Annotated in this window: 36 protein-coding genes; 34 read left to right on the top strand and 2 right to left on the bottom strand. The window is 43.6% G+C overall.

The features are described from left to right. Window positions 1-125 precede the first annotated feature (125 nt). From AAEY80_RS00235 to rplQ, 30 genes are all read left to right on the top strand, one after another. A complete protein-coding gene (locus AAEY80_RS00235; protein ID WP_025652182.1) occupies window positions 126-800 on the top strand; it encodes a Maf family protein in 675 nt (224 codons plus the stop codon). 171 nt (window positions 801-971) lie between these two features. Then, window positions 972-2,582 (top strand): Rne/Rng family ribonuclease, encoded by a 1,611-nt coding sequence (locus tag AAEY80_RS00230; RefSeq protein WP_101212092.1) that lies wholly within the window; start codon window positions 972-974, stop codon window positions 2,580-2,582. A 407-nt stretch (window positions 2,583-2,989) separates the two neighbouring features. Next, entirely contained in the window at window positions 2,990-3,301 is a 312-nt protein-coding gene (rpsJ, locus tag AAEY80_RS00225; protein WP_010196670.1) for a 30S ribosomal protein S10, read from the top strand. Window positions 3,302-3,350: 49 nt separating this feature from the next. Then, window positions 3,351-3,989 (top strand): 50S ribosomal protein L3, encoded by a 639-nt coding sequence (gene rplC / locus AAEY80_RS00220; RefSeq protein WP_025652184.1) that lies wholly within the window; start codon window positions 3,351-3,353, stop codon window positions 3,987-3,989. 14 nt (window positions 3,990-4,003) lie between these two features. Continuing rightward, on the top strand, window positions 4,004-4,606 hold the full coding sequence (gene rplD, locus AAEY80_RS00215) for a 50S ribosomal protein L4 (protein WP_025652185.1): 603 nt from the start codon (window positions 4,004-4,006) through the stop codon (window positions 4,604-4,606). Beyond that, the gene (rplW, locus tag AAEY80_RS00210) at window positions 4,603-4,953 is read left to right on the top strand and encodes a 50S ribosomal protein L23 (protein WP_025652186.1); all 351 of its coding nucleotides are present in this window, start codon (window positions 4,603-4,605) and stop codon (window positions 4,951-4,953) included. The genes rplD and rplW overlap by 4 nt, the downstream gene beginning before the upstream one ends. Window positions 4,954-4,964: 11 nt before the next feature. After that, window positions 4,965-5,792 carry a 50S ribosomal protein L2 gene (gene rplB, locus AAEY80_RS00205; protein WP_025652187.1) on the top strand — a complete coding sequence of 276 codons (828 nt, stop codon included), beginning with the start codon at window positions 4,965-4,967 and terminating at the stop codon, window positions 5,790-5,792. A gap of 12 nt (window positions 5,793-5,804) precedes the next feature. Next, window positions 5,805-6,080: a 30S ribosomal protein S19 gene (rpsS, locus tag AAEY80_RS00200; protein WP_021813372.1), complete on the top strand. Its 276-nt coding sequence runs from the start codon at window positions 5,805-5,807 to the stop codon at window positions 6,078-6,080. A gap of 10 nt (window positions 6,081-6,090) precedes the next feature. After that, window positions 6,091-6,420, top strand: coding sequence for a 50S ribosomal protein L22 (gene rplV, locus AAEY80_RS00195; RefSeq protein WP_010196689.1), 330 nt, complete (start codon window positions 6,091-6,093; stop codon window positions 6,418-6,420). Between the two features lie 3 nt (window positions 6,421-6,423). Beyond that, the gene (gene rpsC / locus AAEY80_RS00190) at window positions 6,424-7,152 is read left to right on the top strand and encodes a 30S ribosomal protein S3 (RefSeq protein ID WP_010196691.1); all 729 of its coding nucleotides are present in this window, start codon (window positions 6,424-6,426) and stop codon (window positions 7,150-7,152) included. 3 nt (window positions 7,153-7,155) lie between these two features. Further along, a complete protein-coding gene (rplP, locus tag AAEY80_RS00185) occupies window positions 7,156-7,569 on the top strand; it encodes a 50S ribosomal protein L16 (protein ID WP_010196693.1) in 414 nt (137 codons plus the stop codon). Then, window positions 7,569-7,766: a 50S ribosomal protein L29 gene (gene rpmC / locus AAEY80_RS00180; protein ID WP_010196696.1), complete on the top strand. Its 198-nt coding sequence runs from the start codon at window positions 7,569-7,571 to the stop codon at window positions 7,764-7,766. Before rplP ends, rpmC begins: the two co-directional genes overlap by 1 nt. Continuing rightward, window positions 7,763-8,035 (top strand): 30S ribosomal protein S17, encoded by a 273-nt coding sequence (gene rpsQ / locus AAEY80_RS00175; protein WP_010196699.1) that lies wholly within the window; start codon window positions 7,763-7,765, stop codon window positions 8,033-8,035. Before rpmC ends, rpsQ begins: the two co-directional genes overlap by 4 nt. A 181-nt stretch (window positions 8,036-8,216) precedes the next feature. Next, window positions 8,217-8,585 carry a 50S ribosomal protein L14 gene (gene rplN / locus AAEY80_RS00170; RefSeq protein WP_010196702.1) on the top strand — a complete coding sequence of 123 codons (369 nt, stop codon included), beginning with the start codon at window positions 8,217-8,219 and terminating at the stop codon, window positions 8,583-8,585. 8 nt (window positions 8,586-8,593) lie between these two features. Then, the gene (gene rplX / locus AAEY80_RS00165) at window positions 8,594-8,911 is read left to right on the top strand and encodes a 50S ribosomal protein L24 (RefSeq protein ID WP_010196703.1); all 318 of its coding nucleotides are present in this window, start codon (window positions 8,594-8,596) and stop codon (window positions 8,909-8,911) included. A 21-nt stretch (window positions 8,912-8,932) separates the two neighbouring features. After that, the gene (gene rplE / locus AAEY80_RS00160; RefSeq protein WP_025652189.1) at window positions 8,933-9,469 is read left to right on the top strand and encodes a 50S ribosomal protein L5; all 537 of its coding nucleotides are present in this window, start codon (window positions 8,933-8,935) and stop codon (window positions 9,467-9,469) included. Window positions 9,470-9,481: 12 nt separating this feature from the next. Then, the gene (rpsN, locus tag AAEY80_RS00155) at window positions 9,482-9,787 is read left to right on the top strand and encodes a 30S ribosomal protein S14 (RefSeq protein WP_010196705.1); all 306 of its coding nucleotides are present in this window, start codon (window positions 9,482-9,484) and stop codon (window positions 9,785-9,787) included. Window positions 9,788-9,798: 11 nt separating this feature from the next. Beyond that, window positions 9,799-10,197: a 30S ribosomal protein S8 gene (gene rpsH, locus AAEY80_RS00150; protein ID WP_010196706.1), complete on the top strand. Its 399-nt coding sequence runs from the start codon at window positions 9,799-9,801 to the stop codon at window positions 10,195-10,197. Window positions 10,198-10,372: 175 nt separating this feature from the next. Then, entirely contained in the window at window positions 10,373-10,906 is a 534-nt protein-coding gene (gene rplF, locus AAEY80_RS00145) for a 50S ribosomal protein L6 (protein ID WP_025652190.1), read from the top strand. 11 nt (window positions 10,907-10,917) lie between these two features. Continuing rightward, the gene (gene rplR / locus AAEY80_RS00140) at window positions 10,918-11,268 is read left to right on the top strand and encodes a 50S ribosomal protein L18 (protein ID WP_025652191.1); all 351 of its coding nucleotides are present in this window, start codon (window positions 10,918-10,920) and stop codon (window positions 11,266-11,268) included. 2 nt (window positions 11,269-11,270) lie between these two features. After that, entirely contained in the window at window positions 11,271-11,786 is a 516-nt protein-coding gene (rpsE, locus tag AAEY80_RS00135) for a 30S ribosomal protein S5 (protein ID WP_010196711.1), read from the top strand. A 20-nt stretch (window positions 11,787-11,806) separates the two neighbouring features. Beyond that, window positions 11,807-11,986 (top strand): 50S ribosomal protein L30, encoded by a 180-nt coding sequence (gene rpmD, locus AAEY80_RS00130; protein ID WP_025652192.1) that lies wholly within the window; start codon window positions 11,807-11,809, stop codon window positions 11,984-11,986. Beyond that, window positions 11,986-12,426, top strand: coding sequence for a 50S ribosomal protein L15 (gene rplO / locus AAEY80_RS00125; RefSeq protein ID WP_010196716.1), 441 nt, complete (start codon window positions 11,986-11,988; stop codon window positions 12,424-12,426). Before rpmD ends, rplO begins: the two co-directional genes overlap by 1 nt. Before the next feature lie 19 nt (window positions 12,427-12,445). After that, the gene (secY, locus tag AAEY80_RS00120) at window positions 12,446-13,777 is read left to right on the top strand and encodes a preprotein translocase subunit SecY (protein WP_198015437.1); all 1,332 of its coding nucleotides are present in this window, start codon (window positions 12,446-12,448) and stop codon (window positions 13,775-13,777) included. Between the two features lie 32 nt (window positions 13,778-13,809). Continuing rightward, complete coding sequence (rpmJ, locus tag AAEY80_RS00115) at window positions 13,810-13,926, top strand: 50S ribosomal protein L36 (RefSeq protein ID WP_010196721.1); 117 nt, start codon at window positions 13,810-13,812, stop codon at window positions 13,924-13,926. A gap of 254 nt (window positions 13,927-14,180) precedes the next feature. Further along, on the top strand, window positions 14,181-14,537 hold the full coding sequence (gene rpsM, locus AAEY80_RS00110; RefSeq protein ID WP_021813384.1) for a 30S ribosomal protein S13: 357 nt from the start codon (window positions 14,181-14,183) through the stop codon (window positions 14,535-14,537). Between the two features lie 20 nt (window positions 14,538-14,557). Next, window positions 14,558-14,947 (top strand): 30S ribosomal protein S11, encoded by a 390-nt coding sequence (rpsK, locus tag AAEY80_RS00105; RefSeq protein WP_010196728.1) that lies wholly within the window; start codon window positions 14,558-14,560, stop codon window positions 14,945-14,947. Window positions 14,948-14,995: 48 nt separating this feature from the next. Beyond that, window positions 14,996-15,637, top strand: a complete 642-nt coding sequence (rpsD, locus tag AAEY80_RS00100) for a 30S ribosomal protein S4 (RefSeq protein WP_010196731.1) — start codon at window positions 14,996-14,998, stop codon at window positions 15,635-15,637. 81 nt (window positions 15,638-15,718) lie between these two features. Beyond that, on the top strand, window positions 15,719-16,726 hold the full coding sequence (locus tag AAEY80_RS00095) for a DNA-directed RNA polymerase subunit alpha (protein ID WP_201566328.1): 1,008 nt from the start codon (window positions 15,719-15,721) through the stop codon (window positions 16,724-16,726). A gap of 19 nt (window positions 16,727-16,745) precedes the next feature. Next, window positions 16,746-17,105, top strand: a complete 360-nt coding sequence (gene rplQ, locus AAEY80_RS00090) for a 50S ribosomal protein L17 (protein WP_025652195.1) — start codon at window positions 16,746-16,748, stop codon at window positions 17,103-17,105. A 90-nt stretch (window positions 17,106-17,195) separates the two neighbouring features. Here rplQ and AAEY80_RS00085 read toward each other — a convergent pair whose 3' ends face one another. Together AAEY80_RS00085 and AAEY80_RS00080 are read right to left on the bottom strand one after the other, a co-directional pair. After that, window positions 17,196-17,816, bottom strand: coding sequence for an L-threonylcarbamoyladenylate synthase (locus tag AAEY80_RS00085; protein ID WP_025652196.1), 621 nt, complete (start codon window positions 17,814-17,816; stop codon window positions 17,196-17,198). Between the two features lie 253 nt (window positions 17,817-18,069). Beyond that, window positions 18,070-18,804, bottom strand: coding sequence for an elongation factor P hydroxylase (locus AAEY80_RS00080; RefSeq protein ID WP_201566329.1), 735 nt, complete (start codon window positions 18,802-18,804; stop codon window positions 18,070-18,072). Window positions 18,805-19,186: 382 nt separating this feature from the next. Here AAEY80_RS00080 and AAEY80_RS00075 point away from each other — a divergent pair, with 382 nt between their 5' ends. From AAEY80_RS00075 to fabG, 4 genes are all read left to right on the top strand, one after another. After that, window positions 19,187-19,780, top strand: a complete 594-nt coding sequence (locus AAEY80_RS00075; protein ID WP_025652198.1) for a YceD family protein — start codon at window positions 19,187-19,189, stop codon at window positions 19,778-19,780. A gap of 318 nt (window positions 19,781-20,098) precedes the next feature. Then, a complete protein-coding gene (gene rpmF / locus AAEY80_RS00070; RefSeq protein ID WP_010196743.1) occupies window positions 20,099-20,281 on the top strand; it encodes a 50S ribosomal protein L32 in 183 nt (60 codons plus the stop codon). Window positions 20,282-20,704: 423 nt separating this feature from the next. After that, on the top strand, window positions 20,705-21,673 hold the full coding sequence (gene fabD / locus AAEY80_RS00065) for an ACP S-malonyltransferase (protein WP_025652199.1): 969 nt from the start codon (window positions 20,705-20,707) through the stop codon (window positions 21,671-21,673). Further along, window positions 21,664-22,398, top strand: a complete 735-nt coding sequence (gene fabG, locus AAEY80_RS00060; RefSeq protein WP_240990841.1) for a 3-oxoacyl-ACP reductase FabG — start codon at window positions 21,664-21,666, stop codon at window positions 22,396-22,398. The genes fabD and fabG overlap by 10 nt, the downstream gene beginning before the upstream one ends. Window positions 22,399-22,453: the final 55 nt, after the last annotated feature.

Here is a 22,453-nt window from a genome sequence, read left to right as displayed (position 1 = left end):
TTTTTGCCGCCTCTGTCTGCGTAGATACAGCAAGCAAGAAAAATTTGTACCAGTCACGCATCATAAGGTTGTGTATCTATTTTATTTAGTATCGACTATAGCAATCATAAAATAAGAGAATAGCGATGGATATTATTTTAGCATCTGGTTCGCCGCGTCGTCGTGAGCTGCTAGCCAAAGCGCAGCTAGATTTTACGATTATGAGCGTCGATATCGATGAAACGCCACAAAGTAATGAGTCGCCTACAGAGTATATCGAGCGCATGGTCGCTACCAAAGCTGCCGCCGCAGTACAACAGCTAAACGACACACTTAAAACGAGCAAGGCCAATCTCGCTGAGCAGCTTATCATTTTGACCTCAGACACCATTGGTGTACTGCCAGATGGTCAGACGGTACTGGTAAAACCAACTGACCGTGAGCACGCCTATCGCATGTGGCAGCAAATGTCAGATAATACCCATGAAGTATGGACAGCGGTACAAGCTACTCACGTATCTCGTGTGCCTTTAGCTTCCAAGGGTGCCAATACAGCAGACCATGAGACAGTATTCCAAATCATCAAACAACAGCAAATCACCGAGCGCACAGCAGTCACCTTTATCCCGCTGACGATGGAGATGATGAGCCGTTATTGGGAAAGTGGCGAACCTGCTGATAAAGCAGGTGGCTATGGTATTCAAGGGTTGGGCGCGGCTTGGGTGAGCCGTATTAACGGCAGCTATACCAATGTCGTGGGCTTGCCACTGCCGCAAACGCTGGCATTGATTAAAAATATCACCGAGAGTGGCATTCATTAGATAGTCAGAAGGGCAGGGACAATTTTATTAATACGCTACAAGCCCTTAACTGCTTGTCTGCACATAACGACACGCTAGGGTAATGGGCAAGAGCAAGTCGCATTTGTTACACTATGAAGCCAGTAGGCGATGAACGCCCAATAAGAAAGCTGAAAGATAAGAGAAAAAATTATGTCCGAAGAGCTGCTGATTAATATTAGTCCAATGGAGTCACGTGTCGCCGTGTTAGACAACGGTGTCCTAGGCGAAATCTATATTGAGCGCCATCATAAATTGGGTCTGGTCGGCAATATCTATTTGGGTACCGTCGTGCGTGTCCTGCCGGGTATGCAAGCGGCCTTTGTCGATATCGGTCAGTCACGGACAGCGTTTTTACACGTCAATGATATGCAGCGTGAACCGCGTCCAGTCGCCGAAAATAAGAATAAGACAGATGAAGAGCGCAATAAGAACCCTGATACCGGTACAGACAACACTGTGGTAGAAAATGGCATTGATGGCCTAGAAGTCAGCCCACCAGTGGTCAGTGTGCAAAGTGCTGATGTCTCTCCTGTCTCTAAAACCCTTATCCAACACCGCTTGCACGAAAGCCAACGTATCTTGGTACAAGTGACCAAAGACCAGCTGGGTAGTAAGGGCGCACGCTTAACCACCAATGTTTCTCTGCCATCACGCTATCTTGTGTATCTGCCATCGAGCGATCATATCGGTATCTCGCAGCGTATCGATGGCGAAGAAGAGCGCAACCGTCTCAAGACTGAGCTGAATAGTTTGATGCAAACCGTCAACCTAAAAGGTGGGCTGATTGCCCGTACGGCTGCCGAGCGCGTGCCTGTCGATAAGCTGGAAGAAGACATTTATTATTTATTACAGCTTTGGCGGACTATCTGCGCGCGGCGTCAAGAGATCAACCATCATCAAAGCTCAGAGCTTATTTACCAAGAGCTGGCTCTGCCACTACGCTCGATTCGTGACTTGGTACATACCGATACTGAAAAGGTCATTATCGATAATGCACAAATCTATGAGCAGGTCAGGCATTTCGCCAAAGAGTTCGTGCCTTTCGTTTACGATAGGATCGTGCATTATACCGCTGAGCAATCCTTATTTGACGTCCATCGTGTTGAAGACGATTTACGAGATGCCTTAAAACGTCGCGTTGATTTAAAGTCAGGTGGTTATCTGATTATTGATCAGACCGAAGCGATGACCACGATTGATGTTAATACGGGCTCTTTTGTTGGGGGACGTTCATTAGAAGATACCGTGTATAAGACCAACTTAGAAGCCACGCATGCCATCGCTCGGCAGCTGCGTTTGCGCAATCTGGGCGGCATTATTATCTTAGACTTTATTGATATGCTGGAGCAGCAGCATAAAGATGACGTGCTGGAGAGTTTACAGTCACAACTGGCACAAGACTATGCCAAGACTAAGATTACTCAGGTTAGTGAGCTTGGCTTGGTAGAGATGACCCGTAAGCGTACCCGTGAATCATTAGGGCAGCAACTGTGTGAGCCGTGTTCAACCTGTCAAGGGCGTGGCTTTGTCAAAACTGCTGAGACCGTTTGCTTTGAGATATTCCGCGAAATCATGCGCTGCGCGCGCACCTATAATTCACCGAAGAAGTTTACAGTAGTTGCTCATGCCGCAGTCATTGATTTACTACTCACTTCAGAGTCGGACACGGTGGCGGATTTAGAGTATCTGTTAGGTAGAGTTATTACTTTTGATGTAGAAAACCTCTATACACAAGAGCAGTACGATATTGTTTTAGACTGATAATTTGTACATCAGTAGGGGATTTAACACCTATTATTGAGTATGAATGGTGTTGTTTATAAAGCGTAATATCTTTAAATGCCGTGGATATTGCTCTTGCAATGAACGAAATACTATGTATAATATACACCACTGAATTATATATGCGCAGCCAATAATAAAGCTGGCGCTATGACAGCTAGAGCATCGTTTCTAGCACTATTTCATTATGCCTTTGCTGACATCCTATTATGGAAGGGTCGGCGGGGCTTTAAACTATTTTACTTTTGGCATGCTATAAGTTCGGATAAAGAACTCATTCTGGTTAAGAACAGAAGGCCGCTTTAAGTGAATATTTAACCAAACGGCTTTTGGTCATATCTTTGCAAAGCAAGAATGACGAAAGCACATATTAGGAGCTTGCTGGCATGGCTAACCAGAGAATCCGTATCCGTCTTAAGTCTTTTGATCATCGTCTGATTGATCAATCTGCACAAGAGATTGTTGATACTGCAAAGCGCACCGGTGCGCAAGTTTGTGGTCCTGTACCGTTGCCGACTCGCATTGAGCGCTTCAACGTTCTAACCTCACCACACGTTAACAAAGACGCTCGTGATCAGTACGAAATCCGTACTCATAAGCGTATGGTTGATATCGTTCAACCTACTGACAAAACTGTGGATGCGCTAATGAAGTTAGATTTAGCGGCGGGTGTTGACGTTCAAATTGCTTTGGGTTAATGCACACTACACACCCAACCCATTAATATAAGATATAAAGAGGTCTAAAATGGCGATCGGTTTAGTCGGTAAAAAATGCGGCATGACCCGTGTCTTCACTGAAACAGGCGCATCTATCCCTGTAACAGTGGTTGAGGTCAATGCAAACCGCATTACTCAAGTAAAAAATACTGATGTAGATGGCTATCAAGCCATCCAAATCACCACAGGTACCCGTCGTGACAGCCGCGTAACCGCTGCACAAAAAGGTCACTTCGCTAAAGCTGGTGTTGCAGCTGGTCGTGGTGTTTGGGAATTTCGTGCCAATGACAGCGATCTTGAAGGTCGTGAGATTGGCGGTGAGATCCTAGCTGACTTGTTCGAACAAGGTCAGATGGTTGATGTCACAGGACAGAGTAAAGGTAAAGGCTTTCAAGGCGGCGTAAAGCGTCACAACTTTAGCATGCAAGATGCCACTCACGGTAACTCAGTATCACATCGTGCTATCGGTTCAACTGGTCAAAACCAGTCACCAGGTAAAGTCTTCAAAGGCAAAAAAATGCCAGGTCAGATGGGTAACAAACGCGTTACCGTTCAAGGCCTAGAAGTGATATCGGTTGATGTTGAAAATGGGTTAATTGTCATCAAGGGTGCTATCCCTGGTGCCACCGGTGGCGATGTCATCGTACGTCCGTCAGTCAAAGCCTAAGCAAGGGGATTAACGTGGATTTAAAAACAGTTACAGGTGCGGCGGTTGAGCTTTCTGATACGGCTTTTGGTCGTGAATTCAACGAAGCATTAGTGCATCAAGTCGTCACCGCATATCTTGCTGGTGCTCGCCAGGGTACACGTGCACAAAAAACCCGTGCCGAAGTTTCTGGCGGTGGCATCAAGCCATGGCGCCAAAAAGGTACTGGTCGCGCTCGTGCAGGCTCTATTCGTAGCCCTATCTGGCGTGGGGGCGGTCGTGCATTTGCGGCCAAACCACAAGATTGGTCACAGAAAGTTAACCGTAAGATGTATCGCGGTGCTATGCAGTGTATCCTAGCCGAATTGATTCGCCAAGAGCGTCTGATTTTGGTTGAAGAGTTGAGCGTTTCTGGGCCTAAGACCAAAGAGCTTATCGCCAAGTTAAATGATTTGGGCGCACCTCGTGCACTAATCGTTACCAAAGACGTTGACGAAAACTTATACTTAGCCGCTCGCAACATTCCACACGTCAATGTACTTGGTACAAACGAAGTGGACCCAGTGAGTTTGATCGCTTTTGATAAAGTGATCATGTCAGTTGAAGCTGCGAAACAATTTGAGGAAGCACTAGCATGAATAACGCAAGACTTTATCAGATCCTAAGAGGACCTGTATTCTCAGAGAAATCTCAAATGCTTGGCGACTCATTTGGTGTGCAAGTATTTAAAATTGACTCTAACGCTACTAAGCTTGAAGTTAAAAAAGCAGTTGAGATGATGTTTGAAGGTGTTGAAGTTTTAAAAGTAAACACTTTGAACGTTAAAGGTAAGACAAAGCGTTTTGGTAAAAGCATCGGCCGTCGTAATGACTACAAAAAAGCCTATGTTACCTTAAAAGCTGGTCAAGATGTACAAATGGCTGATGCTGGTGAAGAGGTCGCGAATACGACTGCTTCTACTAGTGAAACAGCGAATAACGAATAAGGATTACACTCATGCCTATCGTAAGAGCAAAGCCAACATCACCAGGCCGTCGTTTTGTTGAAAAAGTGGTGCATCCACACCTTTATAAAGGTCGTCCTTATGCAGCGCTTCTCGAATCAAAAAGTAAGTCAGGTGGTCGTAACAATAATGGTCGCATAACGACTCGTCACATCGGTGGTGGTCATAAGCAACATTATCGTATTATCGATTTTAAACGCACCAAAGACAATATCCCAGCTACTGTAGAGCGTATTGAATACGATCCTAACCGTACTGCACATATTGCCTTACTTAAGTATGCTGATGGTGAGCGTCGCTATATCATTGCTGCTAAAAAACAAGCAGTTGGTGATACCGTGATGTCAGGTGAAACTTCACCTATCCGTCCAGGTAACTGTTTACCGTTGAAAAACATCCCATTGGGTACTGTGATTCACAATATCGAGCTTAAAATCGGTAAAGGTGCACAGATGGCTCGTTCTGCGGGTGCTAGTGTTCAATTACTAGGTCGTGACGGTATTTATGCTATTCTACGTATGCGTTCTGGCGAAACTCGCCGCGTTCATGTGAATTGCCGTGCTGTTATTGGTGAAGTATCGAACACTGAAAACAACTTGAAATCACTTGGTAAAGCCGGTGCTTCACGTTGGCGCGGTATTCGTCCTTCTGTTCGTGGTGTCGCTATGAACCCGGTTGATCACCCACACGGTGGTGGTGAAGGTCGTAACAAAGGTCGCCATCCAACCAGCCCTTGGGGTCAGAAGTCTAAAGGACTTAAAACGCGTCATAATAAGCGTACTGACAACATGATCATCCGCCGTCGCGCCAAGAAGAAATAAAGGAAGAATTTCATGCCTCGTTCATTGAAAAAAGGTCCATTCATAGACGCGCACTTGTTTGCTAAAGTTGAGAATGCATTAGACACCAACTCACGCAAGCCAATTAAGACTTGGTCGCGCCGCTCGATGATTCTGCCACAAATGGTTGGCCTAACTTTATCTGTTCACAACGGCCGTACTCATGTACCGGTTATCGTGAGCGAACAGATGGTTGGTCATAAACTAGGTGAATTTGCCCCGACTCGTACGTATCGTGGTCATGGCATTGACAGAAAAGCTAAGAAATAAGGTGCTTACCATGGAAGTAACTGCAAAATTACGCGGTGCCGCCATATCGGCACAAAAAGTTAGACTCGTTGCTGATGAAGTTCGTGGCAAATCTATCGAGCGTGCTTTGGATATCCTAACGTATAGTAATAAAAAAGGTGCTGTGTTTGTTAAGAAATGTCTTAACTCAGCCATCGCCAATGCCGAAAACAACAACGGTTTAGACATTGATACGCTTAAAGTATCAACTATATACGTTGATGAAGGCATTACGCTAAAACGTATCCTACCACGTGCTAAAGGTCGCGCTGATCGTATCAGTAAGCGTACCTGTCACATCACTATAAAGGTAGGAGAATAAGTTATGGGTCAAAAAGTACATCCAATCGGAATTCGTCTTGGTGTTGTCAAAAAGCATAACGCAAACTGGTATGCTAACCCTAAACAATACTCAGAATACCTCATCAACGACATTCAAGTTCGTGAGTATCTACGCAAAAAGCTAGACAACGCTATGATCAGCAACATCATGATCGAGCGTCCTACTGGCGCCGCTAAGATTACCATCGCCACTGCGCGTCCTGGTATTGTTATCGGCAAAAAAGGCGAAGATATCGAAAGACTTCAAAAAGAATTGACCAAAATTATGGGCGTACCTGCTCAGGTCAACATTGAAGAAATCACGTCACCTGATCTTGATGCACGTTTGGTAGCAGATGGTATCGGAAGTCAGCTTGAGCGTCGTGTTATGTTCCGCCGTGCGATGAAACGCGCCGTACAGAACAGCATGCGTTCTGGTGCTAAAGGCATTAAAGTTGAGCTGTCTGGCCGTCTTGGTGGTGCTGAGATTGCTCGTAGTGAATGGTATCGTGAAGGCCGTGTGCCATTACATACACTTCGCGCTGATATTGACTATGCGTCAGTACGTGCAGAAACAACTTACGGCACCATCGGTGTAAAAGTTTGGATCTTCCGCGGAGAAATCCTTGACGGTATGAACAGTGTTTATAATCCGGTCAAAGAAGAGCAGACTCGTGCGCCAAAACGCCGTGGTCGTGGAAACGGAAACCGTCGAAACTCAGACAGAGGTTAAACTATGTTACAGCCAAAACGTACCAAGTTTCGTAAAATGCACAAAGGTCGTAACACTGGGCTAGCTCATCGTGGAAGCACCGTTGCATTCGGACAAATTGGTCTAAAATCATTGACGCGCGGTCGTATGACAGCCCGTCAAATTGAAGCGGCACGTCGTACCATTACTCGTAAGATTAAGCGTGGTGGTAAGATTTGGATTCGTGTATTCCCAGACAAACCAATTACTAATAAACCATTAGAAGTACGTATGGGTAAAGGTAAAGGTCCTGTAGAGTATTGGGTATGCGAAATCAAACCTGGTAAAGTGCTATATGAAATTGAAGGGGTACCAGAAGAGCTTGCACGTGAAGCTTTCACGCTTGCTGCAGCAAAACTGCCCTTTAAAACTACCATTGTTAAGCGGACGATAATGTAATGAAGATCAGTGAATTACGTGATAAATCATTAGAAGAACTGACCCAGTTACTTGATGAAAAGCAACTTGATGCTTTCCGTATTCGTATGGCTAAAGCAACTGGTCAGTTGGGTAATACCCATGAAGTCAGAGGCAATCGTCGCACGATTGCTCAGATTCAGACTTTGATTAACGAGAAACAACGAGGCGACTCATGAGCGATAACAATCAAACAGCTAATGCTAGCGTATTGACAGGAAGAGTTGTCAGCGACAAGATGGACAAGTCCATCACAGTTTTGATTGAACGTCTGGTTCGTCATCCTTTGTATGGCAAGCAGCTTCGTCGTTCTACAAAAATCAAAGCTCATGATGAGAATAACGTTTGCCAACAAGGCGACCTTGTCCGCATCAAAGAAACGCGTCCAATCTCAAAAACTAAGTCTTGGACTTTAGTTGATGTGGTTGAAAAAGTAGAAAAAATCTAAGTAAATTGCATTAAAAGCCAGAAGCTGTTAAAATAGCCGCCTTTTTAAGGATGCTGATTGCGCCGAGCGTATATCACTCACATTAAGAGTAGCAGCGGTTATTTATATTAAAATGCCGACTACTCATACTGTGCTAGCGGCAGCAACTGGTTTTTATTGCTCATACGTGTGGAGTAACGCTATGATTCAGGTTGAGTCAATGCTGGAAGTTGCAGACAATAGCGGTGCAAGGCGAGTTCAGTGCATTAAAGTACTGGGTGGCTCTCATCGTCGTTATGCATCAGTTGGCGACATTATTAAAGTAACGGTTAAAGAAGCCATTCCTCGCGGTCGTGTTAAAAAAGGCGACGTGATGAATGCGGTAGTTGTACGTACCAAAAAAGGCGTTCGTCGTCCTGATGGTTCTGTTCTGCGTTTTGATGACAATGCTGCGGTATTGTTGAACCAAAACAAAGCACCGATTGCAACTCGTATTTTTGGACCGGTAACTCGTGAACTACGTGGTGATCAGTTTATGAAAATTGTATCCCTAGCACCAGAAGTATTGTGAGGTAATCCATGTCAAAATTACGTAAAGGCGATACAGTTATCGTGATTGCTGGTAAAGATAAAGGCAAACAAGGTACTGTACAAGCTGTAAAAAATGATCGTATTAAAGTAGAAGGCATTAATATTGTTACTAAACATCAGAAGCCAAATCAGGCGACTGGCGTTGAAGGTGGCATTCTTAAGCAAGAAGCTTTTCTGCATATTTCAAATGTCGCAATATTAAATGCGCAAACCCAAAAAGCTGATCGTATTACTTATCAGTTCGGCGAAGACGGCAATAAACAACGCGTCTATCGTTCGAACGGTGAAGTAGTGGCGACTGCGTAAGACACTAAGGGTGTAATGGTAATGGCAAGATTAAAATCTTTATATAACGATGAACTAAAGCAGCAAATCAAAGAAGACCTTGGTTTAGCGAACGTGATGCAAGTGCCTAAAATCACTAAAATCACACTTAACATGGGTGTAGGCGGCGCGTCTCAAGACAAGAAATTGCTTGAAGGTGCAGTAGCCGACATGACCGCTATTGCTGGTCAAAAACCTGTGGTCACTAAAGCGCGTAAATCAGTTGCTGGCTTTAAGATTCGTGAAGAATGGCCAATTGGCTGTAAAGTAACGCTACGCGGTGAGCAAATGTACGAATTTTTAGATCGTCTCATTGCCATTGCAATTCCTCGTATTCGTGATTTCCGTGGTTTTTCACCTAAAGCCTTTGACGGACGTGGTAACTACTCATTGGGTATCAAAGAACAAATCGTATTCCCAGAAGTAGACTTTGACAAGATTGATCGTATCCGCGGTATGGATGTAACAATCACCACGTCAGCTCAATCTGATGAAGAAGGTCGCGCGTTGCTTAAAGCATTCGGCTTCCCATTTAAATAAGGTAAAGACGTTATGGCAAAGAAGAGCATGATTAACCGCGAATTGAAGCGCGAAAAAATGGTTGCTAAATATGCTGAAAAGCGTATCAAGCTAAAAGAAACTATCAGTGATATGACTGCAAGTGACGAAACTCGTATGGAAGCGATGCTAGAGCTACAAGCTCTTCCACGTAACTCATCACCAGTACGTCTGCGCAATCGTTGTGCTATCACCGGTCGTCCTCACGGTTACTTCCGCAAGTTTGGCTTATCACGCAATATGCTGCGTGAGCGTGTCATGCAAGGCGATGTGCCTGGTGTTCGTAAAGCAAGCTGGTAAGGAGTAACTATATGAGTATGCAAGATACCGTTGGGGATATGCTAACCCGTATTCGTAACGCACAAATGGCTAACAAAGTATCGGTAGCAATGCCGAGCTCTAAACTACGTAAATCAATTGCTGATTTACTGGTTAGCGAAGGTTATGTAGCGAACGCTGTTGTCACTGAACAAGACAACAATAAAGCCACACTAACTATCGAACTAAAATACTTCGAAGGTAAAGCTGTTATCGAAACGATTCAACGTTTCAGCCGTCCTGGTTTACGCCAGCATCGCGGTAAAGACGCTATCCCTACTGTTAAACAAGGTATGGGTGTTGCTATCGTATCAACCAGTCAAGGTATCATGAGCGATCGTGCTGCACGCGCTGCTGGTATCGGTGGTGAAATCGTTGCATTTGTAGCGTAAGCTACACGACGATAAAGTCTATTTGATGCTTGTTAGACTTCTATCAATTGAGTAATTATAAATTATTTCAAATTGATAGGTGTCTAACGCCATCAATTATGCTAAACTAACACGCTTTTTAGCCTGTTAGTTTTTTCGCTAATAGAAGTAAGTTAATTTTTTAAGGAATATTCCTATGTCTCGTGTGGCTAAAGCCCCAGTAGCACTGCCTAACGGCGTAAGTGTTACTTTGAACGATCGGCAGGTCGAAGTTAAAGGCAAGAACGGCAATTTGTCTTTACGCCTGCATGAATTGGTCGAGCTGAAACAGGAAGATGATGCAATCATTTTCTCACCTACAGTCGATTCAAAAGAAGCCATGATGCACACTGGCACCATGCGCGCTTTGCTTAACAACTATGTTACAGGCGTGAATGAAGGCTTTGAAAGACGTCTTCAACTAATTGGTGTTGGTTATCGTGCTCAAGCTACTGGTAATAAAGTAACGCTAAACGTTGGTTACTCACATCCAGTAGAATATACGCTACCTGAAGGTGTGTCGGCTGAAACCCCAACGCAAACTGAAATTGTTTTGAAATCAAACAATAAACAGCAGCTTGGTCAAGCAGCGGCTAATATCCGCGCTTTCCGTCCACCAGAGCCTTATAAAGGTAAAGGTATTCGTTATAGTGACGAGCATGTGATTCGCAAAGAAGCCAAGAAAAAATAAGGTGAGTTGAAATGTTTGATAAAAAAGCAGCTCGTCTACGTCGAGCAAAGAAAACCCGCGCACATATCCGTCATTTAGGCGCACATCGTCTAACGGTTAACCGTACGCCGAAACATATTTATGCCCAGATTATCTCTCCGAACGGTGGTGAAGTGATTGCTCAGGCATCTACCTTAGACAGCAGCTTGCGTTCAGGCGCGACTGGTAATGCTGATGCAGCGACGTCTGTAGGCCAATTAATCGCAGAACGCGCAAAAGCAGCTGGTATTACTAAAGTTGCCTTTGACCGTAGTGGTTTTAAATATCATGGTCGAGTAAAAGCTTTAGCTGAAGCGGCTCGCGAAAACGGATTGGAGTTTTAATCATGGCTAGAAATGATAAAAATGATAAAAATGAACAGACTGACGGTCTAGTAGAACGCTTAGTTACCGTTGATCGCGTTGCAAAAGTAGTTAAAGGTGGTCGTATTTTCTCTTTCACTGCGTTAACCGTAGTGGGCGATGGCAATGGCCGCGTTGGCTTTGGTCGTGGTAAAGCACGTGAAGTGCCAGCTGCTATTCAAAAAGCACTAGAAGCTGCTAAACGCAATATGATTACTGTTGAGCTCAACGATGCAACTTTGTATCATCCGATCAAAGCACGTCATGGTGCTAGTAAAGTCTACATGCAGCCTGCATCTGAAGGTACTGGCGTAATCGCTGGTGGCGCAATGCGTGCTGTGTTAGAAGTTGCTGGTGTCAAAGATGTTTTGACTAAATGTTATGGTTCTACCAATACTGCTAACGTGGTTCGCGCTACGTTTAACGGTTTACGTGATATGTCAACTCCAGAGAAGATGGCAGCGAAACGTGGTAAATCTGTAGACGAAATCTTGGGTTAACTTAGACTAGGTGAGTTACGATGAAAAAAATGAAAGTCACTCAATTGAAATCGGGTGCCCATCGCCTAAAGAGCCACAAAGCATGCTTGAAAGGATTGGGTTTACGCCGTATTAATCATTCTGTTGTAGTAGAAGATACTCCTTCAACTCGTGGTATGGTCAATCGCGTTAACTACTTGGTAAAAGTGGAGGAAGCGTAATGGGTCTTAGATTAAATGAATTATCACCAGGTGTTGGCGCAAAGAAAACTGCCCAACGTCGTGGTCGTGGTATCGGTTCAGGTCTTGGTAAGACTGGTGGTCGTGGTGTAAAAGGTCAGAAATCTCGTTCAGGTTCTAGCATACGCTCAGGATTTGAAGGTGGTCAAATGCCTTTATATCGCCGTCTACCAAAATTTGGTTTTACCAGTAGAATGGCAATGACGACTGCTGAAGTTCGTCTGTCTGAATTGAACAAAATTGAAGGCGATGTTGTCAGCATTGAAACACTTAAAGCTGCCAACCTTATCCGTCATGATATGAAGCGTGCTCGTGTAATGTTATCAGGCGAAGTGACCAAAGCTTATACCTTTAAAGGTATCAAAGTGACTAAAGGCGCTAAGCAAGCAATCGAAGCTGCTGGTGGTAGCATCGAGGAGTAGTAACGTGTCAAAACAATCAATGTCATCGGCTGGTATACCGCTCAATCCATTTGCTTTTATACGTAAGTATGATGAGCTATGGACGCGTTTATTATTCTTAATCGGCGCATTGATTGTTTATCGTTTAGGGTCACACATTCCGGTACCGGGTATTAACCCCGTTAATTTGGCTGATCTGTTTTCGCGCAACGAAAATACCATTCTGAGCATGTTTAACATGTTCTCAGGTGGTGCGCTAGAGCGTATGTCCATCATGGCACTTGGCATCATGCCATATATCTCTGCATCTATTATCGTACAGATGATGTCTGCAGTGTTGCCATCGCTTGAAGCCCTCAAAAAAGAAGGTGAAGCAGGACGACGCAAGCTAAATAAGTATACCCGTCAAGGGACACTTGCTTTAGCCCTAGTACAGTCATTAGGAATGTGTGCTGGCTTAATCAGCCAAAATCTTACCCTATCTTCTGGTTTGACTTTTTATATTCCAGCCGTGACTTCATTGGTCGCAGGCGCTATGTTCTTGATGTGGCTTGGTGAGCAGATTACAGAGCGTGGTGTAGGTAATGGTATTTCAATGCTGATTTTTGCCAGTATTGTGGCTGGTACGCCAGGTATGATTTCGCAATCTATTGAACAGGTCAATCAAGGTCAAATGAACTTGATTGTGCTCTTTATTTTTGTACTGCTAGGTATCGCGGTTACCGCGGGTATCGTCTATATTGAACGTGCCCAGCGTCGTGTACCAGTAAACTATGCACAGAAGCAACAGCAAGGTCGTAAGATCTATGCGCAGCAGCAATCACATTTGCCGTTGAAGCTTAACATGGCAGGGGTTATCCCAGCCATTTTTGCCAGTTCGCTATTGTTATTTCCAGCAAGTTTAGGGCAGTGGGTTGGTCAATCAACTGATCCTACCTTTGTACAAAAAATATTGCAAAATATGGCATTGGTATTGTCCCCAGGGCAACCGCTATATTTAGTACTGTTCGGTGCAATGATTATTTTCTTCTGTTATTTCTACACGGCTTTGGTATTTAGTCCGCGTGAAGTGGCAGAAAACCTTAAACGTAGTGGTGCGTATATCCCAGGTATTCGCCCAGGACAACAAACTCAGCGTTATCTCGATCATGTATTAAACCGACTGACCTTTATTGGCGCGATGTATATTACGGTTATTTGTTTAATGCCAATGGTCGTCCAGTCATCGTTTGGTGTACCGTTTCAACTTGGTGGTACGTCGCTACTGATTATGGTGGTTGTGGTAATGGACTTCATCTCGCAAATTCAAGCGCATTTGATGACCCATCAATATCATGATCAGACGTTAATTCAATCGCCCACTCAACCTTAAATGAGCGGTACGATATCTCAAAGGAGTATGCTATGAAAGTTCAAGCATCAGTTAAAAAGATTTGTGGTAGCTGTAAAGTTGTACGCCGTAAAGGCCGTGTACATATTATTTGTACAGCAGAACCGCGCCACAAGCAACGTCAAGGTTAATATTTGAGTAGGGTAAAGCAACACGCTCAACCTACTAGTTAAATTAATACTTGAAAAACAACGGCGGATGCGATATCATCCGCCACTTGCCGTAGTTTATGCAAAAACTTTTATAATAGCGTCAATGAACGGACTTGTTCACAAGTCAAAACAGCGATAATAATTATAGAAGCTTTAGTATTGACAGCAAAAAATCTGAAAATTAAAGCCTTATTGATAAATAAAGCTTATTTTTCTTTAATGGAGAGAAATCAATGGCTCGTATTGCCGGCGTAAACATTCCGGATAATAAGCATGCTGTTATTTCATTAACTTACATCTTTGGTGTAGGCCGTACCACTGCTCAGAAAATCTTAGAAGCAGTTGGCATTGCCCCTACTACTAAAGTCAGTCAGTTAGATGATACACAGTTAGATGCTATCCGTGCACAAGTTGCAAATTACATGACGGAAGGTGATCTTCGTCGTGAAGTGTCAATGAATATCAAGCGTTTAGTTGATCTCGGTTGTTACCGTGGCATCCGCCATCGTCGTAACCTACCAGTTAGAGGTCAGAACACCAAAAACAACGCTCGTACTCGTAAGGGTCCGACACGCCCTCTCAAAAGATAATTAACTTAGGAAGCTAAAAGATGGCAAAAGACACTCGCAGTCGCAAAAAGGTGGCTCGTCGTTCAGTATCGGAGGGCATAGCCCATATCCATGCGTCTTTTAATAACACCATTGTTACGATTACCGATCGTCAGGGTAATGCATTGGCTTGGGCCACTTCAGGTGGACAAGGCTTCCGTGGTTCACGTAAATCTACACCATTTGCAGCGCAGGTTGCAGCTGAAGTCGCTGGTAAAGCGGCTCAAGAATATGGTGTTAAGAATATCGACGTTTTGGTCAAAGGACCAGGACCGGGTCGTGAGTCTGCGGTAAGAGCACTAGGTGCATTGGGTTATAAAGTCAACAGCATCTCTGATGTAACCCCAATCCCACACAATGGTTGCCGTGCGCCGAAAAAGCGCCGCGTCTAATATTAAAGACGAAGCTTTTTATCCCAAAAGCTTATAGGAGACATAACAATGGCCCGCTATATTGGACCAAAACTAAAATTATCACGTCGTGAAGGTACGGACTTAGGTCTTAAGTCTGGCGTTAAACCATACGACGTTAAAACTAAGAAAGCTGGTCGTCCACCAGGTCAACATGGTGTAAGCCGTAACAAGACCTCAGAATATGCTCTACAGCTGCGTGAAAAGCAGAAAGTTAAGCGTATCTATGGTGTACTTGAGCGTCAGTTCGCTAACTACTATAAAGAAGCTGCTCGTAAGCGTGGCGCTACAGGTGAAAACCTACTAGCAATGCTTGAGAGTCGTCTAGATAACGTGGTATATCGCATGGGCTTTGGCTCAACGCGCGCTGAAGCACGTCAGCTAGTCAGTCATCGTACTGTTATGGTAAAAAAAGCTGGCCGTGATGAGTTTGTTCGTGTGAACATTCCATCAATTCAGCTACAAGATGGTGATGTCATCGCTATCCAAGAGAAGTCTCGCGAACAACTACGTATCAAAAACGCTATTGAACTGGCGACACAACGTGGTATTCCAGAATGGCTAGATGTTGATCACAGCAAACTACAAGGTACTTTTAAACAAGCACCTGATCGTATTGATCTACCTGCTGAAATCAACGAAAGCTTGATCGTTGAGCTATACTCTAAATAACTGACGTATTAATCAATGTTATAATAATAACATTGATTAAATAGCGTTAATTAAACCAGTTAAATAAATCGAGGTGACATCATGATGCTAAATGCAACTGAGTTTCTAACGCCGAATGCCATTAACGTGGACACGGTTAACGAAACGATTGCGAAAGTCACGCTCGAACCGTTAGAACGCGGCTTTGGGCATACCCTAGGTAATGCCTTACGTCGCATCTTGTTATCTTCATTACCTGGTGCTGCAGTCATTGAAGCTGAGATTGATGGTGTTGACCATGAATACTCAACGCTTGAAGGATTGCAAGAAGACGTGCTTGACCTGCTTTTGAACTTAAAAGGCTTGGCCATCACGCTTCATGACCAAAATGAAGTATCTTTGACCTTGGATAAACAAGGTCCAGGCACTATTACTGCCGCAGACATCGCGTTACCGCATAATGTAGATATTATCAATCCAGAATTGGTATTAGGTACATTAAGCGACCGTGGTCATCTTAAGATGCGTTTGCGTGTAGTAATGGGTCGTGGATATGAGCCAGCAAACCAGCGCCGTGAAGATGGTGATACGAAAGCAATTGGCCGCTTGAAACTTGATGCAAGTTTTAGTCCTGTGCTTCGTGTTGCTTATCAGGTTGAGAACGCACGTGTAGAACAACGTACTGATCTTGATCGTCTTATCATTGAGCTTGAAACTAATGGCACTATAGATCCAGAAGAAGCAATTCGTAAAGCAGCCACTATTTTACAACAACAGATTTCTATCTTTGTTGACCTAGAAGCTGAAGAAGCGCCTGAGCCTGTGAAAGAAAAAGAAGAGGTTGATCCGGTGCTATTACGCCCTGTGGACGATCTTGAACTAACGGTTCGCTCAGCCAACTGCTTGAAAGCTGAAAACATTTACTATATCGGTGATTTGGTACAGCGTTCAGAGACTGAACTACTTAAAACCCCAAATCTTGGTAAGAAATCATTAACGGAAATCAAGGACGTGTTAGCGTCTAAAGATTTGGAGCTTGGTATGCGCCTAGATAACTGGCCACCAGCTGATTTACGTGTTGATGATCGCTTTTCTTATCGTAGCCGTTAAACTTTAAGGATTTTTGACTATGCGCCATCGTAAGAGTGGAGTCAAGCTGGGTCGTACCGGCAGTCATCGTAAGGCAATGTTTCAGAACATGACCAACTCATTATTTGAGCATGAACTGATCAAAACAACTTTACCAAAAGCAAAAGAGTTACGTCGCGTTGCCGAGCCATTAATCACTATGGCTAAAGAAGACAGCGTTGCTAATCGTCGTTTAGCGTTTAGCCGTATGCGTAGCAAAGCTATGGTAGGCAAATTATTTGGCACGTTAGGTCCTCGTTACCAAGCGCGTCCAGGTGGTTATTTGCGTATCGTAAAATGCGGTCACCGTGATGGTGATAATGCGCCAATGGCTTATGTAGAATTGGTTGATCGCGACTAATTTTATACGCTACTCGTAAGATAAAAAAAGCTCCAATTAATTGGAGCTTTTTTTTATGTCTTAAATTTGGTTAATCACATTATTCATTTATTAGAGCAGTAATGAATCGACGTTGGCAGCGCCTTGTCTGATAACTTCAGGTTTGCCGCTAGTCATATCAACGATAGTGGTAAGTTTGGTCGTTTTGATACCAGCATTAATGAGACCATCTATTTGGTTGCCTAACAAATCTTCTATCTCGAATGGATCATCAAGTATGTCATCACGATTCGGTAATATTAATGAGCTGGTTAAAATAGGCTCATCCATGGCTTCTAAAAGCGCTTGAGCGATAGGGTTGCTCGGTACGCGGATACCAATGGTTTTTTTCTTCGCGTGTGCTAACTTCTTCGGCACATCTTTGGTGGCATTTAAAATGAATGTGATAGGGGCAGGGGTGTGTGCCTTGAGCTGTTTGAATTGTACATTGTCTACAGCAGCGTAATTGGCAATCTCACTTAGGTCACGACATAGCAAGGTAAATTGATGCTTTTCATCAAGCGCGCGTATTTGCTTGAGCTTTTCTAGCGCATCTTTGGCACCTAGACGACACCCAAAAGCATAGCTGGTATCGGTTGGATAGATAATCAACTGATCCTTACGCAATAAGTCAGCGGCTTGCTCAATAAGACGTGGCTGCGGATTTTCTGGATGGATATAGAGTACTTGCATAACAATTCCTTATTTTATAATTATGAGTTATAGGCTTTTAGAATGGTCGATCAATTATTTTTATTAAAATATCTTTAGTAATAAATTAAAATTTTATCAACTTAACATACTGTTGAGACTGAAATAGAAACTCTTTATCTAACAGTATAGCCTAAAGCCCATATAAGTTTATTGGCAAGGCGTTACGATGGGTAGGAAATCGTTAACGGATTAGAATTATGCCCGTAAGGGAAGGTATAGAAATTTATAGTGGCTAGGTACTGGTTGATTTATCGTTACAAACTTGCAGTAATATGCACAGTAAAGTTTTAGCATCCCGCGGTAGTGTATGAGGGTCAGTAATATAAGCTTCAACTTGTAGATAAACGTCCCGAGCAAAAGTGCTACCGCTGGTATCGAAGTCGGCAAACAAATTATCTTGAGAGACTTGAAAGCGGCGGCCACAGACAAGAGTGAATAAGCATTCAAGGGCTTGTGGTTTAATCTCTACACGCTCAAACGCTTGCTGCTGAGCGGCCGTACGTCCATCAGGTGCATACCAGTAGCCAAAGTCGCTTAAGCCTCTACGTTCTTTACCAGCGACACACCAATGGCTGCACTCATGCAGCGCACTGGCAAAAAATCCATGCGCGAATTCAATTCGTGCTGGCTGCTGGTCTTGAGCAGGGAAGTATTCTGGTTCACCATCACCGCGAGCTAATATCACTTGCTGTTCGGCAAATAAGGTATTAAATAGATCAATAAGCCAGCTAGTCGCTGCTTGTTCGCTATCTTCTGTAGAGTCAACTCTCTTAGAGATATTTTGCCATTGCACTGCCAACTCTTTTAGGTTTTCGTTTGTCTTATCATTGGGTATGCTAGGTTTTGACGTACTACAACAGGATTTTAACGCTTCATCTTCTAAATTCATCAGACACTGGAGCAGAAGATCTTTGTCAATAGACGACCATAATTCAGAAAAATTAGGATTAGTAGCAGGCGATATCATAAATAAAAGGGTGACCAAATAAGACAAAAGAGAGTACTAGGGCTCTATAGATATAAGCGAGTAATAGGCAATATAAAGATAGATGTAAACTGAGAACTAAAGCGTGTCTTCAATTCACTCGATAGTCATTTAAATGGGTTAAAAATGGTTAAATCTTGCCAAACATCATCAAATAGCTGGTTAATATCCTGATATTATCTGCGCTATTTTTCTTGTTTGACTGCAATTTATCTCATTTTTACCACCATTTCTGAAATGAAGATATGCCCTAGCACTAAAATTAGTACCAAAAATCTTAACATACTAGCGCTAGCGCTATTCGGTGCTTTCCGTTAGTATGGCAGGCAATATTATACACCGTTTTTGATGAATGAGGCCGCGTATGTCAAGCACCCCAGATAGTAAGCCGTCAGTGGTTAACGCTGACAATATACAAACGCCGATATCGACCAGCATGCCCGAACACATCTCCCTCAATAAATGGGAAGACACTGGCTTTGAATGGGAAGGGGAGATAGCCCCTGCTACTTTTGAGCGTCTTTCCGCTATATTGACGACCGAGCATGAACAGGCAAACATTCAGCTTAGTATTAATCTATATCGTCGTAGCAATGTCTTACACCTATCGTTCAAATTAGTAGGTGATGTATGGCTGACTTGTCAGCGTTGCTTGCAGCCGGTAGATATTAATTTGACCGATGATTATGATATCGCTCTACTCGATGATGAGAGCCAAGTGCGTCTAATTAACGAAGAGCAAGATTATCTATTGCTTGATGAAGTGGTCACTGAGCAATCGCCTGAGCGTTTATTGCCTTTGAAGAAACTGATTGAAGATGAGATTTTGCTTAAAACACCCATGGCGCCGAAGCATGATGACTGTGAAATGACTGTTGAGCAGTTTGGTGAAATACCAGAAGAGGAAGAAAATGAGAATCCTTTTGCTGCTTTAGCGTCGTTAAAAGGCAAACTATAAGTGTAAAGTTCTGCATTTAGCGGATTTAGGACACCTTTTATCGGCTTTGTGCAGAAGAGTGGCAAGCAGGGCTTTATTAATCGATGAAACATGCGTATAATGTCCCGTTTATTGCATTCTAGCAACACGTTACTTGCAGATAAAAACTGACTAGGCAAATTGACTATAGATTTTAGACGTAGTTAGCATTTTAATGCACGTGGCAATCTATTTAACTAATGATGCGTAAGACTTAGGTTGTTGTGATTATATAGCCTCTGTCAGTATCGACTAAAGCTGAATTTTAAGCTTATCCCTTTTAAGTATAGGAGCTATATCATGGCTGTTCAAAAAAGTCGTAAAAGCCGTTCTCGTCGTGACATGCGCCGTTCACACCATCGTATGGAAGTGGCTGAGCTGAGCGTAGATGCTACCACCGGTGAAAAACATCGTCGTCATCACATGACTAAAGATGGTTTTTACCGTGGCCGTCAGCTGTTCAAGGTCAGTCAAGACGCTTAATTGATTGACTATTTAATCAGTGATGCAACGATACGATAGTGCTGATGGCACTCTACGATTTTTTGCACTGCTATTATTAGGCAATACATTTTGAGCTAACGAAAGCCAAGTTATTCCGCTACCCTTTATTAGGTGTTGGGATAACTTGGCTTTTTGCTATTAAATTTTTATCCTGTCGTTTTTATAAGTGGTTTTTATAAATTGGTATGCCTAAAAACTATCGAAAGTTAAACGCCAAAAGATATCTTACTTCAACGCCTCATTTTTCCATCAGCTATGATAATAGTAGTGGTCAGTGTATAGTTTACTTATATTGAGCTGTCTGAGTGCTCCAATCAAAAATATAACTCTAGACTGCCTCTAATTCTACAATACTCCCCATTTTCTTTAGGGATGTTTCCAATTACATAAGGAATATTGGTTATGGCCTCTGTACCCGATATGATAAAAAAACAGCCAGCCCGCATTGCGATACTTTTCCCCGGACAAGGCTCACAAGCCCTCGGGATGACCAGCGAGCTTGCTGAAATTTATCCAGAGATTCGTGATACTTTCGCTGAAGCTAGTGCTGCGCTTGGTGAAGACTTATGGGCAATTTGTCAGGATGAAGAAAAGCTCAACCAAACGCAATATACTCAGCCAGCCTTATTGACAGCTAGTATTGCTATTTGGCGCATTCTACAACCAAAATTCAAAAAAGCGCCTTGCTACCTGGCGGGTCATTCTTTAGGTGAGTACAGCGCCCTTTGTGCCGCTGGAGTGATATCGCTTGCTGATGCGGTGAAATTGGTACATACGCGTGGTCAACTAATGCAAGAGGCCGTAGTAGGTATCGATACAGCGATGGCAGCAGTGTTGGGACTAGAAGATCATCGCGTGGAAAACTTGTGTGAGCAGGCAACCGAGCATGTTGATGGGGCGGTTGTTGGCGCGGCAAATTTCAATAGCCCAGGACAGGTTGTGGTTTCAGGAAATGCGGCAGGCGTTACGGCTGTTATTGATAAAGTACAAAATACTGGCAAAAAAGCCATTCCGCTAAAAGTAAGCGTGCCATCGCATTGTGCATTGATGGAACCAGCGAGTAGTGCCTTAGCGGAAGCTTTAGCTGCCATTAAGTTTGATCAAGCGACGATTCCGGTCATTCAAAACCGTCATGCGCGCGTTGAAAGCAGTGCCGTGGGTATCAAGCAGGCATTAACCGAGCAGCTAAGTGAGCCAGTACTGTGGTCGAAAACCATGCAAGAGCTGGCTGATAAACAAATTAATATTTTAATCGAGTGTGGCAGCGGTAATGTACTGAGTAATTTGGCCAAGCGTCAAGCGCAACCGATTACCAGCTATCCTACTGACAAACCCGCCCGTCTTGATAAATTAATGGAGGTATTATCATGAGCCGTACGATCACTCTAGTGACTGGCGCCAGTCGTGGTATTGGCAAGGCCGTCGCCAAACGTTTTGCAAAAGAAGGACATTTTGTTATTGGCACAGCGACCACTGAAAAAGGCGCTGAACTCATTGACGGTTATCTACATGATAGTGGTGGTATTGGCCGTGTGTTAGATGTGCGTGATACCGCACAGGTTGATAAGCTATTTGAAGAGATCGAAAGCGTCTATGGTGCAGTGCAAGTATTGGTCAATAATGCTGGTATTACCCAAGATGGTTTGTTAATGCGTATGAAAGATGAAGATTGGGAAAATGTGATTGATACCAATTTGACATCAGTTTATCGCATGAGTAAACGTGCGGTACGCGGTATGATGAAAGCGCGCCGTGGTCGTATTATTAATATCACCTCTGTGGTCGCACAGATGGGTAATGCGGGTCAATCTAACTATGCTGCTACTAAAGCGGGCGTCGAAGGTTTTAGCCGTACGCTGGCACGTGAGATTGGCTCACGCCAAGTCACGATCAACTGTGTGGCGCCCGGTTTGATTGAGACCGATATGACTGATGAGTTGGATGAGCGCCTACTAAACTCGATGTTAGACGCAGTGCCAATTAGCCGTCTCGGTCAGCCAGAAGACATCGCAGCTGCTGTACATTTCTTAGCCAGTGACGAAGCCAGCTATATCACTGGTGCGGTTATTCCTGTCAACGGCGGCATGTATATGTAGTTTGCTAAACTGCGTTACATACTTATAATAAAAAACTGTGTGAACGAGTGTAAAC

The organism is Psychrobacter sp. 78a-MNA-CIBAN-0178, from assembly GCF_040309625.1.
GTDB classification, from domain to species: Bacteria; Pseudomonadota; Gammaproteobacteria; order Pseudomonadales; family Moraxellaceae; genus Psychrobacter; species Psychrobacter okhotskensis.
Note: the sequence above shows the minus strand (reverse complement) of the source record. Positions and strands in the feature narration are given on the sequence as shown.